General features: G+C 48.1%; 15 protein-coding genes and 2 pseudogenes. 13 read left to right on the top strand and 4 right to left on the bottom strand.

Going from position 1 to position 19,264, the window contains the following annotated elements; genetic code table 11:
* Positions 1-9 precede the first annotated feature (9 nt).
* The 9 genes from ispH to P3339_RS23645 all read left to right on the top strand — a co-directional run bounded on the left by ispH (position 10) and on the right by P3339_RS23645 (position 7,581).
* Entirely contained in the window at positions 10-999 is a 990-nt protein-coding gene (gene ispH, locus P3339_RS20230; RefSeq protein WP_282951722.1) for a 4-hydroxy-3-methylbut-2-enyl diphosphate reductase, read from the top strand.
* Positions 1,000-1,265: 266 nt separating this feature from the next.
* Positions 1,266-1,802 carry a GspH/FimT family pseudopilin gene (locus tag P3339_RS20225; protein ID WP_282951721.1) on the top strand — a complete coding sequence of 179 codons (537 nt, stop codon included), beginning with the start codon at positions 1,266-1,268 and terminating at the stop codon, positions 1,800-1,802.
* A complete protein-coding gene (gene pilV, locus P3339_RS20220; protein WP_282951720.1) occupies positions 1,795-2,265 on the top strand; it encodes a type IV pilus modification protein PilV in 471 nt (156 codons plus the stop codon). Before P3339_RS20225 ends, pilV begins: the two co-directional genes overlap by 8 nt.
* Before the next feature lie 3 nt (positions 2,266-2,268).
* Entirely contained in the window at positions 2,269-3,246 is a 978-nt protein-coding gene (locus tag P3339_RS20215) for a PilW family protein (RefSeq protein ID WP_282951719.1), read from the top strand.
* Positions 3,246-3,590, top strand: a complete 345-nt coding sequence (locus P3339_RS20210; protein ID WP_282951718.1) for a PilX N-terminal domain-containing pilus assembly protein — start codon at positions 3,246-3,248, stop codon at positions 3,588-3,590. Before P3339_RS20215 ends, P3339_RS20210 begins: the two co-directional genes overlap by 1 nt.
* 8 nt (positions 3,591-3,598) lie before the next feature.
* Complete coding sequence (locus tag P3339_RS20205) at positions 3,599-3,775, top strand: hypothetical protein (RefSeq protein WP_282951717.1); 177 nt, start codon at positions 3,599-3,601, stop codon at positions 3,773-3,775.
* Positions 3,759-6,524: a PilC/PilY family type IV pilus protein gene (locus tag P3339_RS20200; protein ID WP_282951716.1), complete on the top strand. Its 2,766-nt coding sequence runs from the start codon at positions 3,759-3,761 to the stop codon at positions 6,522-6,524. Before P3339_RS20205 ends, P3339_RS20200 begins: the two co-directional genes overlap by 17 nt.
* The gene (locus P3339_RS20195; RefSeq protein WP_282951715.1) at positions 6,476-7,228 is read left to right on the top strand and encodes a pilus assembly protein; all 753 of its coding nucleotides are present in this window, start codon (positions 6,476-6,478) and stop codon (positions 7,226-7,228) included. Before P3339_RS20200 ends, P3339_RS20195 begins: the two co-directional genes overlap by 49 nt.
* Before the next feature lie 71 nt (positions 7,229-7,299).
* Positions 7,300-7,581: a type IV pilin protein gene (locus P3339_RS23645; protein WP_353056852.1), complete on the top strand. Its 282-nt coding sequence runs from the start codon at positions 7,300-7,302 to the stop codon at positions 7,579-7,581.
* Positions 7,582-7,748: 167 nt separating this feature from the next.
* Here the strand turns inward: P3339_RS23645 and P3339_RS20185 are convergent, their stop codons facing one another.
* The 3 genes and pseudogenes from P3339_RS20185 to P3339_RS20175 all read right to left on the bottom strand — a co-directional run bounded on the left by P3339_RS20185 (position 7,749) and on the right by P3339_RS20175 (position 11,535).
* Positions 7,749-8,345, bottom strand: a complete 597-nt coding sequence (locus P3339_RS20185) for a GspH/FimT family pseudopilin (protein ID WP_020411449.1) — start codon at positions 8,343-8,345, stop codon at positions 7,749-7,751.
* A gap of 69 nt (positions 8,346-8,414) precedes the next feature.
* Positions 8,415-9,823: pseudogene (locus P3339_RS20180) on the bottom strand (sigma-54-dependent transcriptional regulator).
* Between the two features lie 131 nt (positions 9,824-9,954).
* Complete coding sequence (locus P3339_RS20175; RefSeq protein ID WP_020411451.1) at positions 9,955-11,535, bottom strand: two-component system sensor histidine kinase NtrB; 1,581 nt, start codon at positions 11,533-11,535, stop codon at positions 9,955-9,957.
* Positions 11,536-11,627: 92 nt separating this feature from the next.
* Here P3339_RS20175 and P3339_RS20170 point away from each other — a divergent pair.
* A pseudogene (locus tag P3339_RS20170) lies at positions 11,628-13,253 on the top strand (NAD+ synthase).
* Here P3339_RS20170 and P3339_RS20165 read toward each other — a convergent pair.
* Complete coding sequence (locus tag P3339_RS20165; RefSeq protein WP_282951714.1) at positions 13,217-14,260, bottom strand: outer membrane protein assembly factor BamD; 1,044 nt, start codon at positions 14,258-14,260, stop codon at positions 13,217-13,219. The pseudogene P3339_RS20170 and the gene P3339_RS20165 sit on opposite strands and share 37 nt — an antisense overlap.
* A 100-nt stretch (positions 14,261-14,360) precedes the next feature.
* Here P3339_RS20165 and rluD point away from each other — a divergent pair, with 100 nt between their 5' ends.
* The 3 genes from rluD to clpB all read left to right on the top strand — a co-directional run bounded on the left by rluD (position 14,361) and on the right by clpB (position 19,051).
* On the top strand, positions 14,361-15,314 hold the full coding sequence (gene rluD / locus P3339_RS20160) for a 23S rRNA pseudouridine(1911/1915/1917) synthase RluD (protein ID WP_020411454.1): 954 nt from the start codon (positions 14,361-14,363) through the stop codon (positions 15,312-15,314).
* An 84-nt stretch (positions 15,315-15,398) separates the two neighbouring features.
* Positions 15,399-16,166 (top strand): peptidoglycan editing factor PgeF, encoded by a 768-nt coding sequence (gene pgeF / locus P3339_RS20155; protein WP_020411455.1) that lies wholly within the window; start codon positions 15,399-15,401, stop codon positions 16,164-16,166.
* Positions 16,167-16,447: 281 nt separating this feature from the next.
* Complete coding sequence (gene clpB / locus P3339_RS20150; RefSeq protein ID WP_020411456.1) at positions 16,448-19,051, top strand: ATP-dependent chaperone ClpB; 2,604 nt, start codon at positions 16,448-16,450, stop codon at positions 19,049-19,051.
* Positions 19,052-19,264: the final 213 nt, after the last annotated feature.

The raw sequence follows: 19,264 nt of genomic DNA, 5'->3' as shown, positions 1-19,264 counted from the left end.
GAAGTAAAGATGCAAATCCGACTGGCTAATCCCCGCGGTTTCTGTGCCGGAGTCGATCGTGCGATAGATATCGTCAATCGAGCCCTGGATGTTTTTGGTGCGCCCATTTATGTTCGCCATGAAGTCGTACATAACAAGTTTGTGGTTGAAAGCCTGCGCGAGCGCGGTGCCGTGTTTGTGGATGAGCTGTCGGAAGTACCGGACGATGTTATCGTTATCTTCAGTGCCCATGGAGTATCCAAAGCGGTGCAGGGGGAAGCGGAAAGCCGTGGACTTCGCGTCTTTGACGCCACCTGCCCACTGGTTACTAAGGTGCATATTGAAGTCAGCAAGTTCAGCAGTGACGGTGCTGAGTGCATATTGATTGGCCATGCCGGACACCCGGAAGTTGAGGGCACCATGGGCCAGTATGATAATACGACCGGGGGTGCAATTTATTTGGTCGAAGATGAAGAGGATGTGGCCAGATTGCAGGTTAAAGATGAAAACAATCTTACCTATGTTACCCAAACAACACTCTCGATGGACGATACCGCAAGAGTAATTAACGCCCTGAGACTACGCTTCCCCAACATTCGTGGCCCACGTAAAGACGATATTTGCTATGCAACACAGAACCGCCAGGATGCAGTCAAACAACTGGCTCTGGAAAGTGACTTGGTGCTGGTGGTAGGAAGTCCCAACAGTTCTAATTCTAATCGCTTGCGTGAATTGGCTGAGCGATGTGGTGCTAGTGCTAAGTTGATTGATGGAGCGGCAGATGTCGATGCCAATTGGCTTGTTGGTAAGCAATCCATTGGTATCACTGCCGGCGCCTCCGCTCCAGAGGTATTGGTACAAGAAGTGATCACGAGGCTGCAAGAACTTGGGGCTAATCTGCCCGAAGAGATGGATGGGTGCGAAGAGAACATCCGTTTTTCCTTCCCAAAGAGCTGCGTTAATACGCAGCTCTTCCATTTCTCAGCCCTCTTGTTTTTAACTGCCCGCCCGTCGCTTTAGTGAAGCCGCCTGTCGGCAACTGACCAAACCCTCGACCCCATCGCTCAATGCATAATGATAAATTGATATACATACGTTATAGATAGCGTTTAGCGATATTGATATCTGGCCGTCTAGCTTCTAAGCACCCCGTAAGGTAATACATGCCTAGAGTGGTGTAGCCGTGTGTAGTCGATGCGGTTTGTCTTTATTAATTGAAGCGAGCTACTGGTATTGAAATTATCGATTCTACTGGGCCACAAGCCTGTTTTTAAAGGTAAAGCAGCATGAATAATCCTGAAGGAATGCAGGGTTTCACCCTGATTGAGCTGATGGTTGTAGTTACTGTGCTAGGCATAATTGTCGCCGTTGGAGTTCCGTCCTTTAGCACGCTTATAGATAACAATCGTATGTCAACAATGACAAATGACTTGAGCAGCACTTTGCAATATGCACGTTCTGAAGCTGTGCGGCATAGAGGTGCAGTTCAGGTATCGGCAATTGATGGTGATGTAAAAGGTGGCCTCAGAGTCTGGATTGATGTTGATGGGAATGGTGCTTTTGGCAGCGGTGACACGGAGTTGCGGGTTTTGGAAGTTGATCCAGCAATGATAACGCTTGCCGCAGAGTTAAATAGCGGTGCGTTGAAAAATGTAGCTTTTTCATTTAATGCCCGAGGTGAGAGTAGCTTGGTAAGCCCATTAATGCTTAATCTTTGTGATGATCGAAAAGGAGATTATGGTCGCCGATTGGAGCTATTAGCTTCTGGGGCATTACGACTAATAAAGTCTGCTGACTGCAGCGGAGGGTCTGCCAATGCATAAACAAAGCGGCGCAACATTAATTGAAGTTCTGGTATCTGTTTTAGTTCTCGCAATTGGTTTGTTGGGATTAGCCTCGACCCAAATGATGAGTCTAAAAAATGGTAATGGTTCGCATCATCGTTATATGGCAGCTCTGGCAGCACAGGAAATTATTGAGCGGATGAGAGCTAATCCCACCGGCTTTAAGTCGGGGGATTATGATAGTTCCGATATAGGTTCGAGTGTTGGTAGTTCCCCAGATTGCAGTAGTGGCTGTCAACCCTCACAGCTGGCAGGCTTGGATTTATATGAGTGGGGACTATTACTTTCCAATAACCTACCCAGCGCGACAGGGGAAATTGTAAGTAACGGGGGGCAAGTTACGGTAACTATCAATTGGAAGGAACAGCATACAGGGGAAGATTATGCTGGTAGTAAAGCTGATTTAGATGATGCGATTTTTGAAATGAGCGTGGAGCTGTAAATTATGAATTTATTTATATCGCAGCGAGGTCTTTCATTGATTGAGCTGATGATTGGTATTTTATTAGGCTCTTTATTACTACTTGGTGTCCTGCAGATCTTCCAGAGCAACAGCGATACATTGCGTATGCAGAATGGCTTTTCAAGAGTGCAGGAAAGTGGGCGTTTTGCAGTTGATATGCTCAGCAAAGAAATTCGCCAAGCCGACTTTTGGGGATGTGCTGAAAATAAAAATATAGAAAATTTGTCTGCTTCTGCAGATAAATTTTATTCAAGTATTGGTGGGGATGATATTGGCGTGGCTGGTCAGGACAATGTTGCCACTAATACTAAGGTTGAAAATATCGCAGTTATCGAGGGAACAGACATTTTGACCCTTAGTGGCGCTGAAGATGCATGTGCTGGAGAAGGGCGAATGCTAAATGGTACAGATAAAGGGGATATTGTTGTTAGTGATAGTTGCCCAATTAAAAATAACGATATCGTCATAGTGTCAAACTGTAAATCTGGAAGTGTATTTACTGTTTTGAGTACTACTGAAACAGCTGGCCATAAAAAACTGAATTATCCAGCTGGAATAGTTTTCAAAGAGGAGTATGGGGTTGATTCAAAAATTCTTACCCCTTATGAAAAAGTGTTTTTTATCGCCTCAGGTGCTCAGGATACTAATTCTTTATTTATGAAGGATGAGGCTCGAAATGTTCAGGAGCTCGTCCCCGGAATAGATGATATGCAGGTATCATATGGTGTAGATACGAATGGTAACGGTATCGTTAATCAGTGGCAGACTGCTAATGATGTTATAAGCATGGCTGAAGTAACTGCAATAAAAATAGAGTTATTGGTATCCAGTGATAGTGTCGCTGGGGTCGATAAGCAGACTATTACACGCCTGGATGGTAGTAAAAAAGAATACGATGATGGTCTGCTGCGCAAATTGTATGTTGCTACGGTCAAGGTGCGTAATAGAGGAAGCATGTAATGGGGATAATAAAGAATCAGCAAGGTGCAGTGCTGATGGTCAGCCTGATTATTCTTTTGGTTTTAACGTTAATTGGCATTTCTGGGGCTCGTGGGGTTTTGATGGGGGAGCGAATGACCTCGGCTTCACGAGATGCGAAAGTCGCTCTGGAAGTTGCCGAATCCATGGCTCGTTTTGGCGAGCAAGAAATAAACGCGCTTGGTAAAAGTAGCGATTTTGGGGCAGCCGCCTGGCAGCATAATGAGGGTGAGGGCCCTGAAGATATATTTGCAGAGGAAACCTGGGAAAACAGTAATTCCATTGCCAGAGAAGTTTACATGCTTGATTCCAATGGAAAAAAATGAAAGGGCGGATGTATATCGAAAGGTTCGGGTTGGCCTCAAGTGATAACGTTGGTGATATTAATATTGGTGTGGGGCAAACCGGTGGTGAGGAAACCATTGTCGAAGTATTTAAGATCGTCAGTCGCGGGGTAGGTAACAGCGGTACCGAGAGGATTATTGTTACTTTATATGGAAAAGAGTTTTGAGGACTTTGCTGTGAAAATAAAAAATCAAAAAAAACAATATTTCCCATTGCGTTCATTAAGTGCCGCCTTTTTTATGATATTGGCAACACATTCATCTGCTGCGCCAGGGGAGCTATCTGATGTGCCTTTATACTCGCGGGGGTCGGCTGAGCCCAATATTATGTTTGTGCTGGATTCCTCGGGATCTATGGAAGAAATGGTTCTTCCTGCAGATGGTTACAGCACCAGTAACCCTTCAAGTTTTAATTGTAATAATCCTGTCTCAACAGAATATACATATCGGCATAGTAATGGAAGTTATTCCACTCGACATTATGATGAGGTTGAATATCGTGTAAATGTAAGCAGTGGTAATGTTCAGTTTCGATTAGTAGAGCGATATAACGGTTCTGTAATCGCAACGGGTGATTGGCGTACGTGGGATACTAATGGCGATTGCTTTGATGAAGATGAGCAGTATACCGCATGGCTATATGCAGCTGGAGGAGGAAATAATAGTACTTATTTCAGTGTTGGTGTAGATGCTGCTGACTATAAGATTCCAAATGGGTTTAATAAAGATTATGCGAGTGGCCATTTTTTAAACTGGTTTTTTTCTGAAGACAGAGAAACTGGCGGTTTTACAGCTGCAAAATTTATCACTGATGATGGTGAGGCTAGACGGTCTAAATTAGATATACGCCGTACTGACATAATGAAGACTGCTGCTCAGAATCTAATTTCTGGGTTGGAAGGCGTGCGTATAGGTTTAATGCAGTTTAATGGAAACCATGGTGGAAAATTATTAATGGGGCTGACAAGCCTCACCGACGATAATAGCCAAGATATTCTTGATGTTGTGGCAGATGTTGGGGCGAGTGGGAATACACCTCTTGCCGAGACTTTTACGGGTGTGGGGCGATATTTTATATCTGGTTACGAAGGATCTGAATTATCTTATGAAGCTTCACCTGGTAATGCGAAGACAGCGTCGGCCTCAGATATTTTTTCTGGATCAACAAGTAATAATGGGAACACGAGTACGATTATAAACTGGAATGGAGTGGATAAACCTACTAATCAAGTAGAGAGTTCTGCTATCCAATACTATTGTCAAAAAAGTTTTATGGTCGCCCTTACTGATGGGGCACCGACTTCAGACAATAGTATTAGCTCTCATTTAAAAGATTATGATACAACTTGTACAGCTGAGACTTGTACAACATCGCAGCAAATGGATGACGTGGTCAAAGCCCTCTATGATATTGATCTGCGTCCGGATTTGATAAAGCCTGATGGCAAACCAGAGATAAATAATATCACAAGTTACTTGATAGGGTTTGCTAACCAAGGCTTGGATGACTCCAAAGAAATGATTAATTCAGGAAAATTAGGGAAAGGAGGGAAAGGAAAAGTCTACTCTGCAGATAATGCCGCCGAATTGCAACTTACATTTAACCAAATATTTAAAGATGTCCGCTCTATAGTTGGTAGCTCAAGTGCAGTAGCTTTGAATTCCACAGTTATTGAAAGTGGGTCCGCAGTATTTGGGGCTAAATATAATAGTGGAAAATGGAATGGAGAACTATCAGCCTGGGATATAGATACTTCTGGTAACTTATCAGATGATCCTATTTGGGAAGCCAGTTCCATTCTCGATTCGATTTCAGATATTAATACTAGAGTAATACTGACATACCGAGACAACAAGGGTGTGCCTTTTACTGCTGCGGGAGTTGGCACCTCTGGTACAGATCACGCACTGGATCTAACCCTCAATAGTTACATTAGTGATGCTGTGGATGATGGCAGAGTCTCAGATAGAATTGATTACCTGCGTGGAGACCGTTCTAAGGAAGGTGTTGGGGAAGGAGACTTTAGAGAGCGTGATAGCCGCCTGGGGGATATTGTGAATTCCACCCCGGTTTATGTAGGGGCTCCTGATGGAAAGTGGTCCTATGCATCCTTCCCCGGAAAATCGGCTTATTCAGCATTTATTGCGGCCCATAAAAATCGTACACCAGTGGTATATGTAGGCGCTAATGATGGCTTTCTCCATGGCTTCAATGCTAGTGTGGATACTGTGAATATACCGGATGCAGGCAAGGAACTTATTGCATATTCTCCGTCAATTTTATTGAGTACAGATGATAATGAGGGCCTTCATCCGCTGACCTCTCAATATTATAACCACCGGTTTTATGTAGATGGCACTCCGACTGTTTCGGATGTATATATCAGTGACGGCGCTAGTGAGAGTTGGCAGACGGTCCTAGTAGGGGGCCTAGGCGCCGGTGGCAAAGGTTATTATGCGCTAAATGTAACTGACCCAAGTGCTTTCACAGAGCAAAATGCTGAGAAAATAGTGATGTGGGAGTTCTCAGATGAGGATGATAGTAATCTTGGCTATACCTATAGCCGTGCTCAAATAGGCAGGATGCCTAACGGTGAGTGGGCAGCTATATTTGGTAATGGTTACAATAGTGCGACAGGAGATGCGGGAATCTTTATTGTTTACCTTGATGGCCTAGATGGCCCTGGTAGCACAACCAGTAAATATGCTTACCTTTCTACGGGCTCAGGCTCAGTATCCGATATAAATGGTATGTCTACTCCAGCAATAATAGACACAAATTTGGACGGTACTGTAGACCGAATTTATGCCGGTGATCTACATGGGAATCTGTGGGCTTTTGACGTTTCAAGTTCAAATGAAAATTCGTGGTCAGTAGAAAAGGAGGGGGAACACCAAAGCCACTATTTAGTGTAGCCCCTAGTACTAATGATCAACGAGAGGCGATAACCACTACACCGGTTGTGGCTAGAAACATCAAAGATGAGACAGGACCGGGATTACTGGTGGCATTCGGCACAGGACAATATTTGGTGGATACCGATACTGCTGACATTAATCCGGGTGGTTTTTATGCGGTGTCGGACAATGGTAAATATGGTCTTACCAAGTCAAATTTAATTGATCGTACTCTAAAAGAAGAGACTTTTGGTGGTATTCGTCAGCGTAAGATAGTTGGCGATGAAATTGACTGGGATAAAACATCAGGCTGGTACATTTCACTTGAGACTGGAAATAGTTTAGAAGGCGGGGAGCGAGTAATTGCCCAGCCCGCATTGCTGGGGCATGTAATCTTTTTCAATACGATGATTCCCAGCGGCCAAGTTTGTGCGGCGGGTGGTAGTGGCTGGTTGATGTCGGTTGACCTCTGGGGAGGCTTGGTCCCCCCTGAGGCGGTTTACGATGCTAATAATGATGGCGTTATTGACAAGAATGATTATGGGTACGCTGGTGAGTTCAGATCTAATGCGGCTCCTAATACATCTAGCTACATCCCAACTGGCGATGGGGTCCTTGAAATTACTCCGGATAGTAATGGTGACAATTATGTCCGACCAGTTGTGGCCTTGGGTGGTGGCCGCATTGGACGCTTGTCCTGGGAAGAAGTTACTCCCTTTTAAGGCTAATGACCAATTATGAGTGCGCCCCAGTACTGCCGGGAAAATTTAAATTATTATGGTAACTTGAAACTATGAAGAGACAGTCAGGGTTTACTCTTATTGAGTTGATGATTGTAGTGGCGATAATCGCGATATTAGCTGGAATTGCCTGGCCTTCTTATGTCGACCATGTTCGCACGGCCAGCAGGGCAGATGCGCAGGGTGCATTGATGGGGTTGGCACAGGCGATGGAGAAACACTATACCCAGAATGGAAGTTATGCCGGAGCTGCAAATGGTGGAGGAGACGATGGTACTCCAGGGATATTTCCCGCACAGGTACCTTTGGATGGGGGAGCCCAAAGTATAACCTGACAATTACAGTTGGGACTGATCCGAGTACTTATATCCTTACGGCCACTCCCATATCTGGTCAAGCCGATGATGGAGTTCTATTGCTTAGCTCAAGTGGTCAAAGGACTTGGGATCGAGATAATGATGGGATTGACTCGAAAGATTCATGCTGGAGCAAAACCTGCTGATCAGTTTTGAGGGCAGGTCAGATTTTTCCTACTGCCATTTTCCACTATGCCATCGCCGTCCCTATCTTTTGCAAAATAGGGGCGGCCGATAGTATTGAGGATAATGATCCATCCATATTCTGCTCCACCGATGGCGGGGCAATAGGAGAAGTTTCCACTTTGAGAGGGTGTTTCGCCATTTGGTTTAAAGATTAGGTAGCCTTTATTGTTAAAGGCATTCCAGTTGAGCGAAGCTCCATTTTCTATAGGCTCATATCTCCTTTCAATGCTTTCCCCCTGATCTATGGAGCCATTGCCATTATGATCAGGAAACAATAACGCACCATTAGACCAATTATCGCCACATTCTTTACTTTGCCCAAGTGGGCAGAGCGTGTAGCTGATTTTCTCATAGTAGGCTTTAGAGCGCATTAATATCAATAGTTCAAATAATTCAAATTGTTTGGTTTTACTTTTATAGCGTTTTATAAAATCAGTAAATGAGGGGAGCGCCATTGTGGTAACAATAGCTAATATAGTCAGGGTAATGAGTAACTCTGAGAGGGTAAATCCCGCGGCCTTTTTCATGGTGCAAGCTTCTCGCTCTTGAGCTTGCATTAGAATACCGCGGAATAGATAAAAACCAATTACATTTGATTACAGCACGGCCATTTAACTATTGAGAATTTAACTTTCAAGTCCGAGCTTTTTTAAACGATAGCGTAGGGATCTAAAGCTAATACCGAGTTTTTTTGCAGCAGCAGTCCGGTTCCAGCGAGTTTTCATCAAAGCTGTTTCAATAGCCTCTTTTTCAATGTTTTGAAGAAACTCATCTAGAGATGAGTAAAGACTAGGATTAAAGTATCCTGCGTTTTGAGGGGGGCTGAGTTTTTAGGCGTCTCTAAATTGGCAGTGAAACCTTCATCTTTAGAGGCTTTTTTATCGTGTTCTAGGAATAAGTCACGGCTACAGATTTCCTGTTCATCACATAGTGCAAAAGCCCGCTCCAAGATATTTTCCAGTTGACGAACATTCCCAGGGAAGGTGTAACTCTGTAATAAAGCTATTGCTTCAGGGGCTACTTTTGGTTGGCGGATTCCAGAATCACTAGCAATGCGCTGCATTGTTACGTCTACTAGTAGCGGGATATCTTCTAAATGTTCTCTCAGGGGTGGTGTTGAGATTTCAATTACATTGATGCGATAGTATAAGTCGTTACGAAATCTTCCTTCATTGACTTCTTTGCCAAGGTCTTTATGAGTTGCACTGAGAATACGTACATCAATGGGAACTTCCTGGTTTGCACCAATAGGTCGAATGCGCTTTTCTTGTATCGCGCGCAATAGTTTGACCTGCATTTCAAGTGGTAAGTCTGCAACCTCATCTAAAAACAAAGTACCACCTTGAGCACTTTGTAGTAGACCTAATTTATCTTTATGGGCTCCGGTGAAGCTGCCCTTCTTATGACCGAAAAACTCGCTCTCCATCAATTCTTTAGGTACAGCGCCACAGTTGATGGGTACAAACGGCTTATCTGCTCGAGCTCCTTGGGCATGAATTGCACGAGCAACCAGCTCTTTACCAGAACCAGATTCGCCACTGATGTAGACCGGTGCATCGCTACGAGCTACTTTAGCGATTTGCTCTCGTAGTCTACGCATATTCTCAGCTTCACCCAAAAGCAAGTGCTCGCTGACGTTATTTTGATTGGTGTTTCGTACCTGGTCCTGATTCAGTCGTAGGGCCAGTTGGGCGAGGTTACGCAGTCGTTCAAGGTCTACGGGCTTACTGACAAAGTCGAATGCCCCGAGTTTTAGTGCCTTGATTGCAGTATCCATGTTGCCATGTGCGGTGATAACGGCTACGGGCAATTCGCAGTGTATCCCAGTTTGAATATGCTCAACCAACTGTAGACCGTCACCGTCAGGTAGGCGAAGGTCTGTAAGGCAAAAATCGTAACGATTTTCTGTAAGTAATTTCTTTGCTTGCACGAGATTGGCTGCGGTATGGCAGTCCACGTTCATGCGCTGCAAAGTGAGGGTGAGCAGCTTGCAAATATCCGGTTCGTCATCGACAACCAGGGCCAGAGGTAGCATCAATTCCCTGTCTTTTCTTGTTTTGTTGATATTAGAGGCAAGGGCGCCGGTTCTGATTATGGCAGAAATTCTTTGCGAATAATCGTCGAAACTTTGGGAAAAAATTCTGAGTAAGATCAAGTCACACTTATTTAGTGAGCAAATTCAACTCTAAAGCAGCTCTTGTCGTCATCGCTGCGGCAATGATACAAGCTCGCCTTATTTGTCTCACACAGTTCTTTCGCAATATATAGTCCCAGTCCACTACCACCACTACCGTTGGTGAAGAATGGCTCGTAAATCTTTGATTTATGTTCTTCGGGCACACCTGGGCCACTGTCCTTAACATCTATTTGGGTACAGGCACGTTCTTGGTTGTATTGAGCACTGACTACTGCGAATCGCTTGCCGGTGGCTATTTGGGAGTGGTGAAGGGCATTATCTGTGAGGTTGGTCATCACCTGAGTAAGTTGAGCCGCGTCAAACCGCGCTGAAAGTGCTTGCTCAGGAAGCTCCAGCTGTACTTGGTCTCCACTTTTGGTACCGGCACTAAAGTCCTGGATAAACTGTTGCAACCAGGTAGCCAAGTTATGTTCTTGCGGTGCCCCTGCTTGCCTGCGTGATAGCTGCATTACATTTTCGATGATTTGGTTTACTCGCTGACTTTGCCGGCAAATGATGTCGGTCAGATAATGGTCCTCTTCGCGCAATTGTGGGGACTCTGATAGCAACTGTGCTGCATGGCTGATGGCGGAGAGGGGGTTGCGCACCTCGTGAGCGATAGAAGCTGTAAGGTGTCCTAGAGAAGCGAGTTTGAGTTTTTGGGCAGCCTCGGCCAATTTGCGGTTGTCTTCAACGAATACCAGCGTACTGCAACCGCTGTCATGCTGAAGGTTGGTAAAATTGAGTTGTACTTCATTACCAGTTTCTGACTGCAGTAAAGTGCTACTGGTACTGCCATTGTTACGCCAGTCTCGGATCGCTTGGCGTAATGCATCAGATTTTTCCTTCTCTGAATGTAGGTGGCAGCCCAAAAGTTGACGTGCAGCCCTGTTAATAAGTTCGGGTTGGCTGGTGGGGCCCATCACCAGCACCCCTGTCCCCATGCGTTCGATAATCTGTTGTGCCAGCCGTTGCAGGTGTGCTGCTTGTCGGCTTTGCTGATCAGCGCGCAGATTGGCACTGCGTATGCGCGCGGAGAGATATTGGAGTGCGCTAACAGTCGCAAAAAGCAGTATGCCGAGGCCTCCCGCGGCGACAATATCTTTGGTTGTGCCTTGCCCGGACATTAGGTTGTAGAGTTGTAAACCCAATACCCCTAGGCTGGCGATTGCGGCGAAGAAGGCGCTCATTCGGCGGTCGAGAAGAATAGAGCCGATGGAGCAATTAACGAGTAGTAGATAACCGAGACCGGAGCTGAGACCGCCACTGGCCTCGATGAGCAACAAAAATACCAGGATATCGCAGCCAAGGATCATCTCAATCTGACCGACCCCTACTTGATAGGCTTTCTGACGTAAGAAGACCAGCCAGCTGAAGTTGAGAAGGGTGTAGATCGCTATTGTGTAAAGAAATAGGCCTGGCAGATGAGCACCCAGCGCTCCGGCGCCAATATCAGAGTAGAAAACCCCCAGCAGCACAAGTGCAATTGCCAGGCGATAAATAGCGCAGATACGCAATAGCTCATGGTGCTGGAGGGTGAGAGTATTGCTGACGGAGGAGGGACTACTCAAAGTGATTTCCCGGTATTGTTGTTGTGTTGAGCCGCTGCTGTTGCTCCGCTACAGAGGTTACAATGGCGGCCTGTATTGTCCGAGGTTTAATAATGTCTACTTTGCAGCTAGTGCTGGCACAAATCAATTCTCTCGTAGGGGATATTCCCGGCAACACCGCAAATGTGATTGAGGTGGCACGTAAGGCTCATCGAGAGCTTGGGGCCGATCTGGTCCTATTTCCGGAGCTGACCTTATGCGGCTATTCACCAGAGGATTTACTTCTGCGCCCCAGCATGCAGATACGCATTGAGGCTGCGCTGGAACAACTGAAAACGGCCCAGCTGCCCTGTGCCATCTTGGTAGGTTATCCGCGATACCGGGATGGAAAGATATTTAATATGGCGGGCCTGGTTAGTCAGGGCGAAATTGTTGCGGAATATGCCAAGCAAAAGTTACCCAACTACCAAGTATTTGATGAGAAACGCTATTTCACCAAGGGCGATAAGCCATGTGTCGTTGAAATTGAGGGTATACCTGTTGGGGTCAGTATCTGTGAGGATATTTGGCACCCTGAACCGATTCAGCAGGCTGTTGAGGCAGGTGCAAAAGTGATGCTGAATATCAATGCGTCTCCTTTTCATCGTGGCAAAGCCCAGCAACGCTTGGAGTTGCTTTCCAAACAGGCGCGTGTGGCGCAGGTCCCAATCGTATACGTGAACTGGTGCGGTGGCCAGGATGAACTGGTGTTTGATGGTGGCTCAATAGCTATAGATTGTCGGGGAGAAGTCTGCGCCAGGGCTGAGGAGTTTGCGGAGCAGCTATTGCCGGTGTCGGTCTCCGAACAAAGTGGAAGGGTTACATTACTACCAGGAGATAATGCCCCCCCTGGATGATCTGGCAGCAGTCTATCAGGCCTTGGTACTTGGAGTGCGGGATTACGTCAATAAAAATGGCTTTAATGGCGTGGTACTGGGGCTCTCGGGGGGATTGATTCAGCGCTGACTCTGGCGGTGGCAGTGGATGCCTTAGGTAAAGAGCGAGTGGAAGCGGTTATGATGCCTTTCCATTACACTTCTGATCTCAGTAAGAATGATGCTGCCGATCAGGCCCAGCGCCTTGGGGTGCATTACCGAGAGATCGGTATTGAGCCTATTTTCGACGCGTTTATGGGGGCTTTATCGGAAGAGTTTGCCGGTAGTGAGAGAGATACCACGGAGGAAAACCTGCAGGCTCGCTCCCGCGGTGTGCTGCTGATGGCCATTTCCAATAAGAAGGGAGCCATGGTGCTGACTACCGGCAATAAGAGTGAGATGGCCGTTGGGTATGCGACGCTGTATGGCGATATGGTTGGGGGCTTTAATGCTCTGAAAGACGTGCCCAAGGTGCTGGTATTTGAGCTTTCTCGCTATCGAAATACGGTATCAGAGGTGATACCAGAGACAGTGATCACGCGCCCACCCAGTGCAGAGCTGGCACCAGATCAGATAGACTCAGACAGCCTACCTCCTTATGAAGTCCTGGATCAGATTCTCAATCTGTATGTCGATCAGGATTTCAGTGCTGAGGAAATCATCCGTCGTGGTTTCCAACGGAGTGAAGTTGAGCGGGTTGTGCGCCTTGTAGCACGCAATGAGTACAAGCGCCGTCAGGCTGCTGTGGGGGTACGGATCTCGGAGCGAGGCTTTGGGCGGGATCGTCGCTATCCAATCACGAATGGCTGGAAGGCCGGCGAATAACTTGTTTTAGAAAGTAAAACGGCGCCGATTGGCGCCGTTCTTAGTTGTGGAGCATACCTACAGCAGCTCTGGAGGTAGGGGGCCTCTCCACGATTGTATTCGGGGTTGTACATTTCGCGGCTATCAAAGCCCTCTGGGTCTGATTTCTCGAAAAGGCCCAGGGTTACCCGATGCACCAAGCTACGGCCACTAGCACCCTTGTAGAAGTTGTAGTTAAAGGAGCCATCTTCATTAAAGGCTGGGTGATCTGGGTAGTTGTTGCGCATAACGCTCAAGGCGTTGGCCTCTAACTCCGGCATCTCCATGAGGTTATACCCCTGTACCATCACCGCAAGGGCGTCCGGTACCGCAGGGGTCTGCTGGAAGTTTTCCACTACATAGCGGCCGCGGTTGGCGGCTGCGAGGTAGGCTCCACGCTTGAAATAATAGTTGGCTACATGGATTTCATAGCGAGCCAGCAGATTGCGCAGATGAATCATGCGTTTTTGCGCATCTGCGGCGTAGCGGCTCTCCGGATAACGGGCCATCAGCTGTGAGAAATAGGCGAAGGACTCACGTGCAGAGCCGGGGTCGCGGTTGGTCAGGTCTGTCGGCATAAAGCGCTCGAACAGTCCGGTGCCCTCGGTAAAGGAAGATAGCCCCTTCATATAGTAGGCGTAATCGACATTGCGATGCTGGGGATGAAGGCGGATAAAGCGATCTGCGGCGGCGATAGCCGCATCGTTCTCATAATTGCGGTAGTAGGCGTAGATTAGCTCCAACTGGGCCTGTTCCGCATAGTTGCCGAAAGGGAAGTTATCTTCCAGGGCGCGCAGGTTCTTGATCGCCAGGTCCCACTGGCTGGTGCGCAGCTGCCGTTGCGCTGCCTCGTAGAAGGCCTGCTCTGTACGGTTGCCGCTAGGCAAGCCCTCTTCTGAGTCGTCAGTGCTGGCGCAGGCAACCAATATTGCGGACACCAAGGCCAGCCACAGCATTTTCCAGGTCTGCATAGCCCTTCGCTCTATCATTCTTACACTCTACCTTATTAAACTACCCGCCAAGATTAATCTGGCGCGTCGGACATTTAACCACAGTCGCGGTGCTGCCCAAAGTATTTGCAATTGTTTAATGAATGACCACCTAAACCTCGATATTGAAGTTCCGGCCAATTTGGCTGGTCGAAGATTAGACCAGATAGCAGCCGAATTAATTCCCGATTACTCCCGTGCGCGTTTGCAATCTTGGATTAAGGGCGGTCAACTCACCGTAAATGGTGCCCCTGCCAAGCCCAAGGATAAGCTATTTGGCGGTGAGCGGCTTAGTCTTCACGCTGAACTTGAGGTTCAAGGCGCCTGGAGCGCCGAACCCATGGATCTGAGCATTGTTTATGAAGATGACAGCCTTATGGTCATCAATAAGCCTGCAGGGATGGTAGTACATCCGGCTGCCGGAAATCCCGATGGCACCCTGTTAAACGGTCTTTTGCATCACTGTCCCTCTCAGGAGAGGATTCCCCGGGCGGGGATCGTGCATCGTCTCGACAAGGACACTAGTGGCTTGATGGTCGTGGCCAAGACCCTGTTGGCGCAAGCTAGCCTTGTAGACCAGCTAAAACAAAGAACGGTCAGTCGTCAATATGATGCTTTGGTGCAAGGAATAATTACCGGTGCGGGGCGTGTCGATGCTGCAATAGGACGCCACCGGCAAAACCGCCTGAAAATGGCTGTGCTGGACTTTGGTGGCAAGGAGGCCATTACCCATTACCAAATTCAGCAACGTTTCCGGGTGCATACACTATTGCGTTGCAAGCTGGAAACTGGACGCACCCATCAAATCCGGGTGCATATGGCTCATATTCGTCACCCACTGGTGGGTGACCCGCTATATGGGGGTAGGCCAAAGTTGCCACCAGAGGCGCCCACTGAGCTGATTGGCGCCTTACAGGGCTTTCCCCGACAGGCCCTGCACGCGGCGGAGCTCGCACTCATCCATCCCCAGTCGGGTGAGGAAATGCACTGGCGCGCCTCTATGCCTGAGGATATGCTGGCCCTACTCGACCTACTTGAACAGAATACTTACTAGGTCAGTAGCAGCACAAACTTCCACTAGAACAGGAGTCGGGGCCTTAGAGTTCGGCTCCTATTGCCCAGGCAGAGCAGATATACCATGTCCAGTGATCATTACCTGAGTCCAGTATGGCCGGCCCCTGCCAGGGTGAGAGCATTCTCTACCTTGCGATCAGGTGGGTATAGTTCGGGGCCCCATACCTCTTTTAATCTTGCAGCGCATGTTGGTGACAGTGAGTCAGCAGTTTTGGCTAACCGCGGGCTACTGTGTGATCAGCTGGAGTTGCCGGGTGAACCACAATGGCTTGAACAAATCCACAGCGACAGGGTGGTAGATGCTCAGGGGGATGGGCTTGTGCGGACTGCCGATGCCAGCTTTAGCCTGAAAAGTGAAATTGTTTGTGCGGTGCTCACCGCCGACTGCCTTCCCGTACTTATCTGTGACAAAGCAGGCACCCGAGTGGCAGCGGCCCATGCAGGTTGGCGCGGGCTGGCTGGAGGCATTTTACGCAATACGATAACTGCCTTGGATTGCGACCCCGCAGAGCTATTGGTGTGGCTGGGGCCTGCGATTGGTCCTGAGGCCTTTGAGACTGGGGTGGATGTCCTGGAGGCCTTTTTTGAAAATGCCCAGGGTGGTGAGCATACCGAGGCTATTGCCCGCTGCTTTCAACCTCATGTAAAAAAGCCATTACATTTTCTTGCGGATATTTATGGTTTGGCTCGGGCTGAGCTAAAGGGGCTTGGTGTCGGGCATATCTACGGTGGTGAGCGCTGCACGGTGAAAGAACCTGAATACTTCTATTCCTATCGTAGGGAGAAGACTACCGGGCGTATGGCCTCACTAATCTGGCTGGCGGATAATTAATGCTGCTCATAACCTAAGGTGCAGCTAATTATTGGGCTGGCTAATATGAGGGTGCGCTAGGTTCTTTTCAAGGGGTACCGACTGACAAATGCCGAGTTTACAAAGAAATAATTACTCCCCCTTAGGAAGTTAATCGAAACTTCTTGCTGTTTGATTTAAATCATTGAAAACCTTTCCCTCGCCCCTATTTTAATAGCCAACACTACACTGAATGCGTAACGCCAACCGGGTGTTATTGACGCAAAGCTATATAAGATCCCTAAGTAGGAGAGGTTGTATTCATGCGAATTGATCGGATGACAAACCCACTGCAAGCAGCTTTTGCTGATGCACAATCCATGGCTGTGGGACGGGACCACAACCAGATTTATCCGGAACATTTAATTCTTGCACTACTCAACCAGAATAATGGCAGTGTCCCGGCATTTTTATCCCAGGCCGGTTTTAACTTAAATGGCCTGCGCAATGACTTGGCCAAGAGACTGGATAATCTGCCAACTATCAGCTCCCCAACTGGGGATGTGGGCATGTCTCAGGAACTGATGCGCCTGATGAACCTAACCGATAAAAAGGCGCAACAAAATGGCGATACATTTATATCCAGTGAAACGGTCTTACTTGCAGCTTTCGACTCCGCTGCAGGGGAAATTTCTAAAATTCTCAATGCTAATGGCGACAAGAAACAGTTAGAGGCGGCGATTCAGAAAGTGCGTGGCGATGAAAAAGTGGATGATCCCAATGCGGAGGAGGCGCGCCAAGCGCTGGATAAATATACTCTCGACCTGACGGAGCGTGCACTGGCTGGCAAGCTTGACCCAGTAATTGGGCGCGATGATGAAATTCGTCGAACTATCCAGGTGTTACAGCGCCGCACCAAGAACAACCCGGTATTGATTGGTGAGCCTGGAGTAGGGAAAACGGCCATTGTGGAGGGGCTTGCACAGCGTATTGTAAATGGCGAAGTACCTGAGGGCCTGAAGGACAAGCGCCTGCTTTCCCTGGACTTGGGTGCACTGCTTGCGGGAGCCAAATTTCGCGGGGAGTTTGAGGAACGCCTCAAGGCCGTCCTGAATGAGCTATCCAAGCAGGAAGGGCGTATTATTTTATTTATTGATGAGTTGCACACCATGGTTGGCGCTGGAAAGGCAGAGGGCGCCATGGATGCCGGTAATATGCTCAAGCCGGCACTGGCTCGTGGTGAGCTGCATTGTGTCGGCGCCACCACCCTGGATGAATACCGTCAATACATTGAAAAAGATGCGGCGCTTGAGCGCCGTTTCCAGAAAGTATTGGTGGATGAGCCTACAGAGGAAGATACCATTGCAATTCTTCGTGGCCTGAAAGAACGCTATGAGGTGCATCATGGTGTCGATATTACTGACTCTGCAATTATTGCCGCGACCAAATTATCCCAGCGCTATATCACCGATCGCCAGTTACCAGACAAGGCGATCGATTTAATAGATGAAGCGGCAAGTCGTATACGTATGGAAATTGATTCCAAGCCGGAGGCGATGGATAAGCTTGAGCGCCGTCTGATCCAGCTTAAGATCGAGCGTGAGGCGGTCAAAAAAGACAAGGGCGATGAGGCCACTAAAAAGCGCCTGGCAAAGCTGGAGGAAGAAATTCTTCAACTGGAGAAAGAATACTCCGACTTGGAGGAGGTGTGGAAAGCGGAAAAAGCCCAGCTCGCAGGTAGTCACGACCTTAAGGAAAAGCTAGAGCAGGCCAAGCTGGATATGGAGTCTGCACGACGTGCCGGTGATTTAACGCGTATGTCGGAATTGCAGTACGGCGTGATTCCACAACTTGAACAACAGCTAAAGTCTGCTGCTACCCATGAGGCAGCAGAAGAGCCGCGCCTGCTACGCAACCGGGTTACCGATGAAGAAGTGGCTGAAGTGGTTTCACGCTGGACAGGTATTCCAGTTTCGAAAATGCTGGAGGGCGAACGGGAAAAACTGTTGCGCATGGAGGATGCGCTGCATAAACGGGTTATTGGACAAGCTGAAGCGGTAGATGCTGTCGCCAATGCGGTTCGCCGATCCCGCGCGGGCTTGGCGGATCCCAATCGCCCGAATGGTTCCTTCTTGTTCTTAGGGCCTACCGGGGTGGGTAAAACCGAACTCTGTAAAGCGCTGGCGCAATTTCTATTCGATACAGAGGATGCGATGGTGCGGATTGATATGTCGGAGTTTATGGAGAAACACTCCGTCGCACGCTTGATTGGTGCGCCTCCAGGTTATGTTGGTTATGAAGAGGGCGGATATTTAACCGAGGCGGTGCGTCGCAAGCCTTATTCGGTGGTTCTGCTAGACGAGGTGGAGAAGGCTCATCCGGATGTATTTAATATTCTTCTTCAGGTCCTTGATGATGGTCGCCTGACCGATGGTCAGGGCCGCACTGTGGATTTTCGCAACACTGTGGTGGTGATGACCTCCAACCTGGGTTCTGACCTAATACAGAAGTATGCAACGGCTGAAAATGGCGACGACCTGGATGCGGAGATTCGCTATCGCCAGATGAAAAATGCAGTGATGGAGGTGGTTAGCAATCATTTCCGTCCAGAGTTCATCAACCGTATCGATGAGGTTGTGGTTTTCCACCCTCTCGACAAAGGGGAAGTACGTTCTATTGCGGAGATTCAGCTGAGGCAACTATGTCGCCGCCTCAGCGAGCGTGACTTGAAGCTGGAGGTATCCGAGGCGCTACTGGATAAACTGGCGGAAGTTGGTTTTGACCCGGTTTACGGTGCGCGTCCACTCAAGCGAGCTATCCAGATGTGGCTGGAAAATCCCCTGGCACAGGATGTATTGGCTGGAAAATTTGCGCCCGGTGCTACCATTCACGCTGATGTTGAGGGTGATAAGGCCGTCTTTCATTAGTTATTTGATCGCGATGGCGCCAGCGATAGCTGGCGCCACATACTTACCGTGCAGCCTGACGTCTTTTCTCCTCTTTAAATTCTCTTAGGCTGTTTTCGCGTGCCATGAGGCGAGGGCCTAGGGGCACTTATCGTATTTTCTTTATAAACTAAACTTTGTGGTCCGATAAAGATCGGGGTTGTTCTCGCCTGAATTCTCCTGACTCATCGATCT

Origin of the sequence: Microbulbifer sp. MLAF003, from assembly GCF_030012965.1 — a bacterium.
In the GTDB taxonomy this organism is placed as follows: Bacteria; Pseudomonadota; Gammaproteobacteria; order Pseudomonadales; family Cellvibrionaceae; genus Microbulbifer; species Microbulbifer variabilis.
The sequence above is the reverse complement of the archived record's forward strand: the minus strand, read 5'-3'. Positions and strand labels throughout refer to the sequence as shown.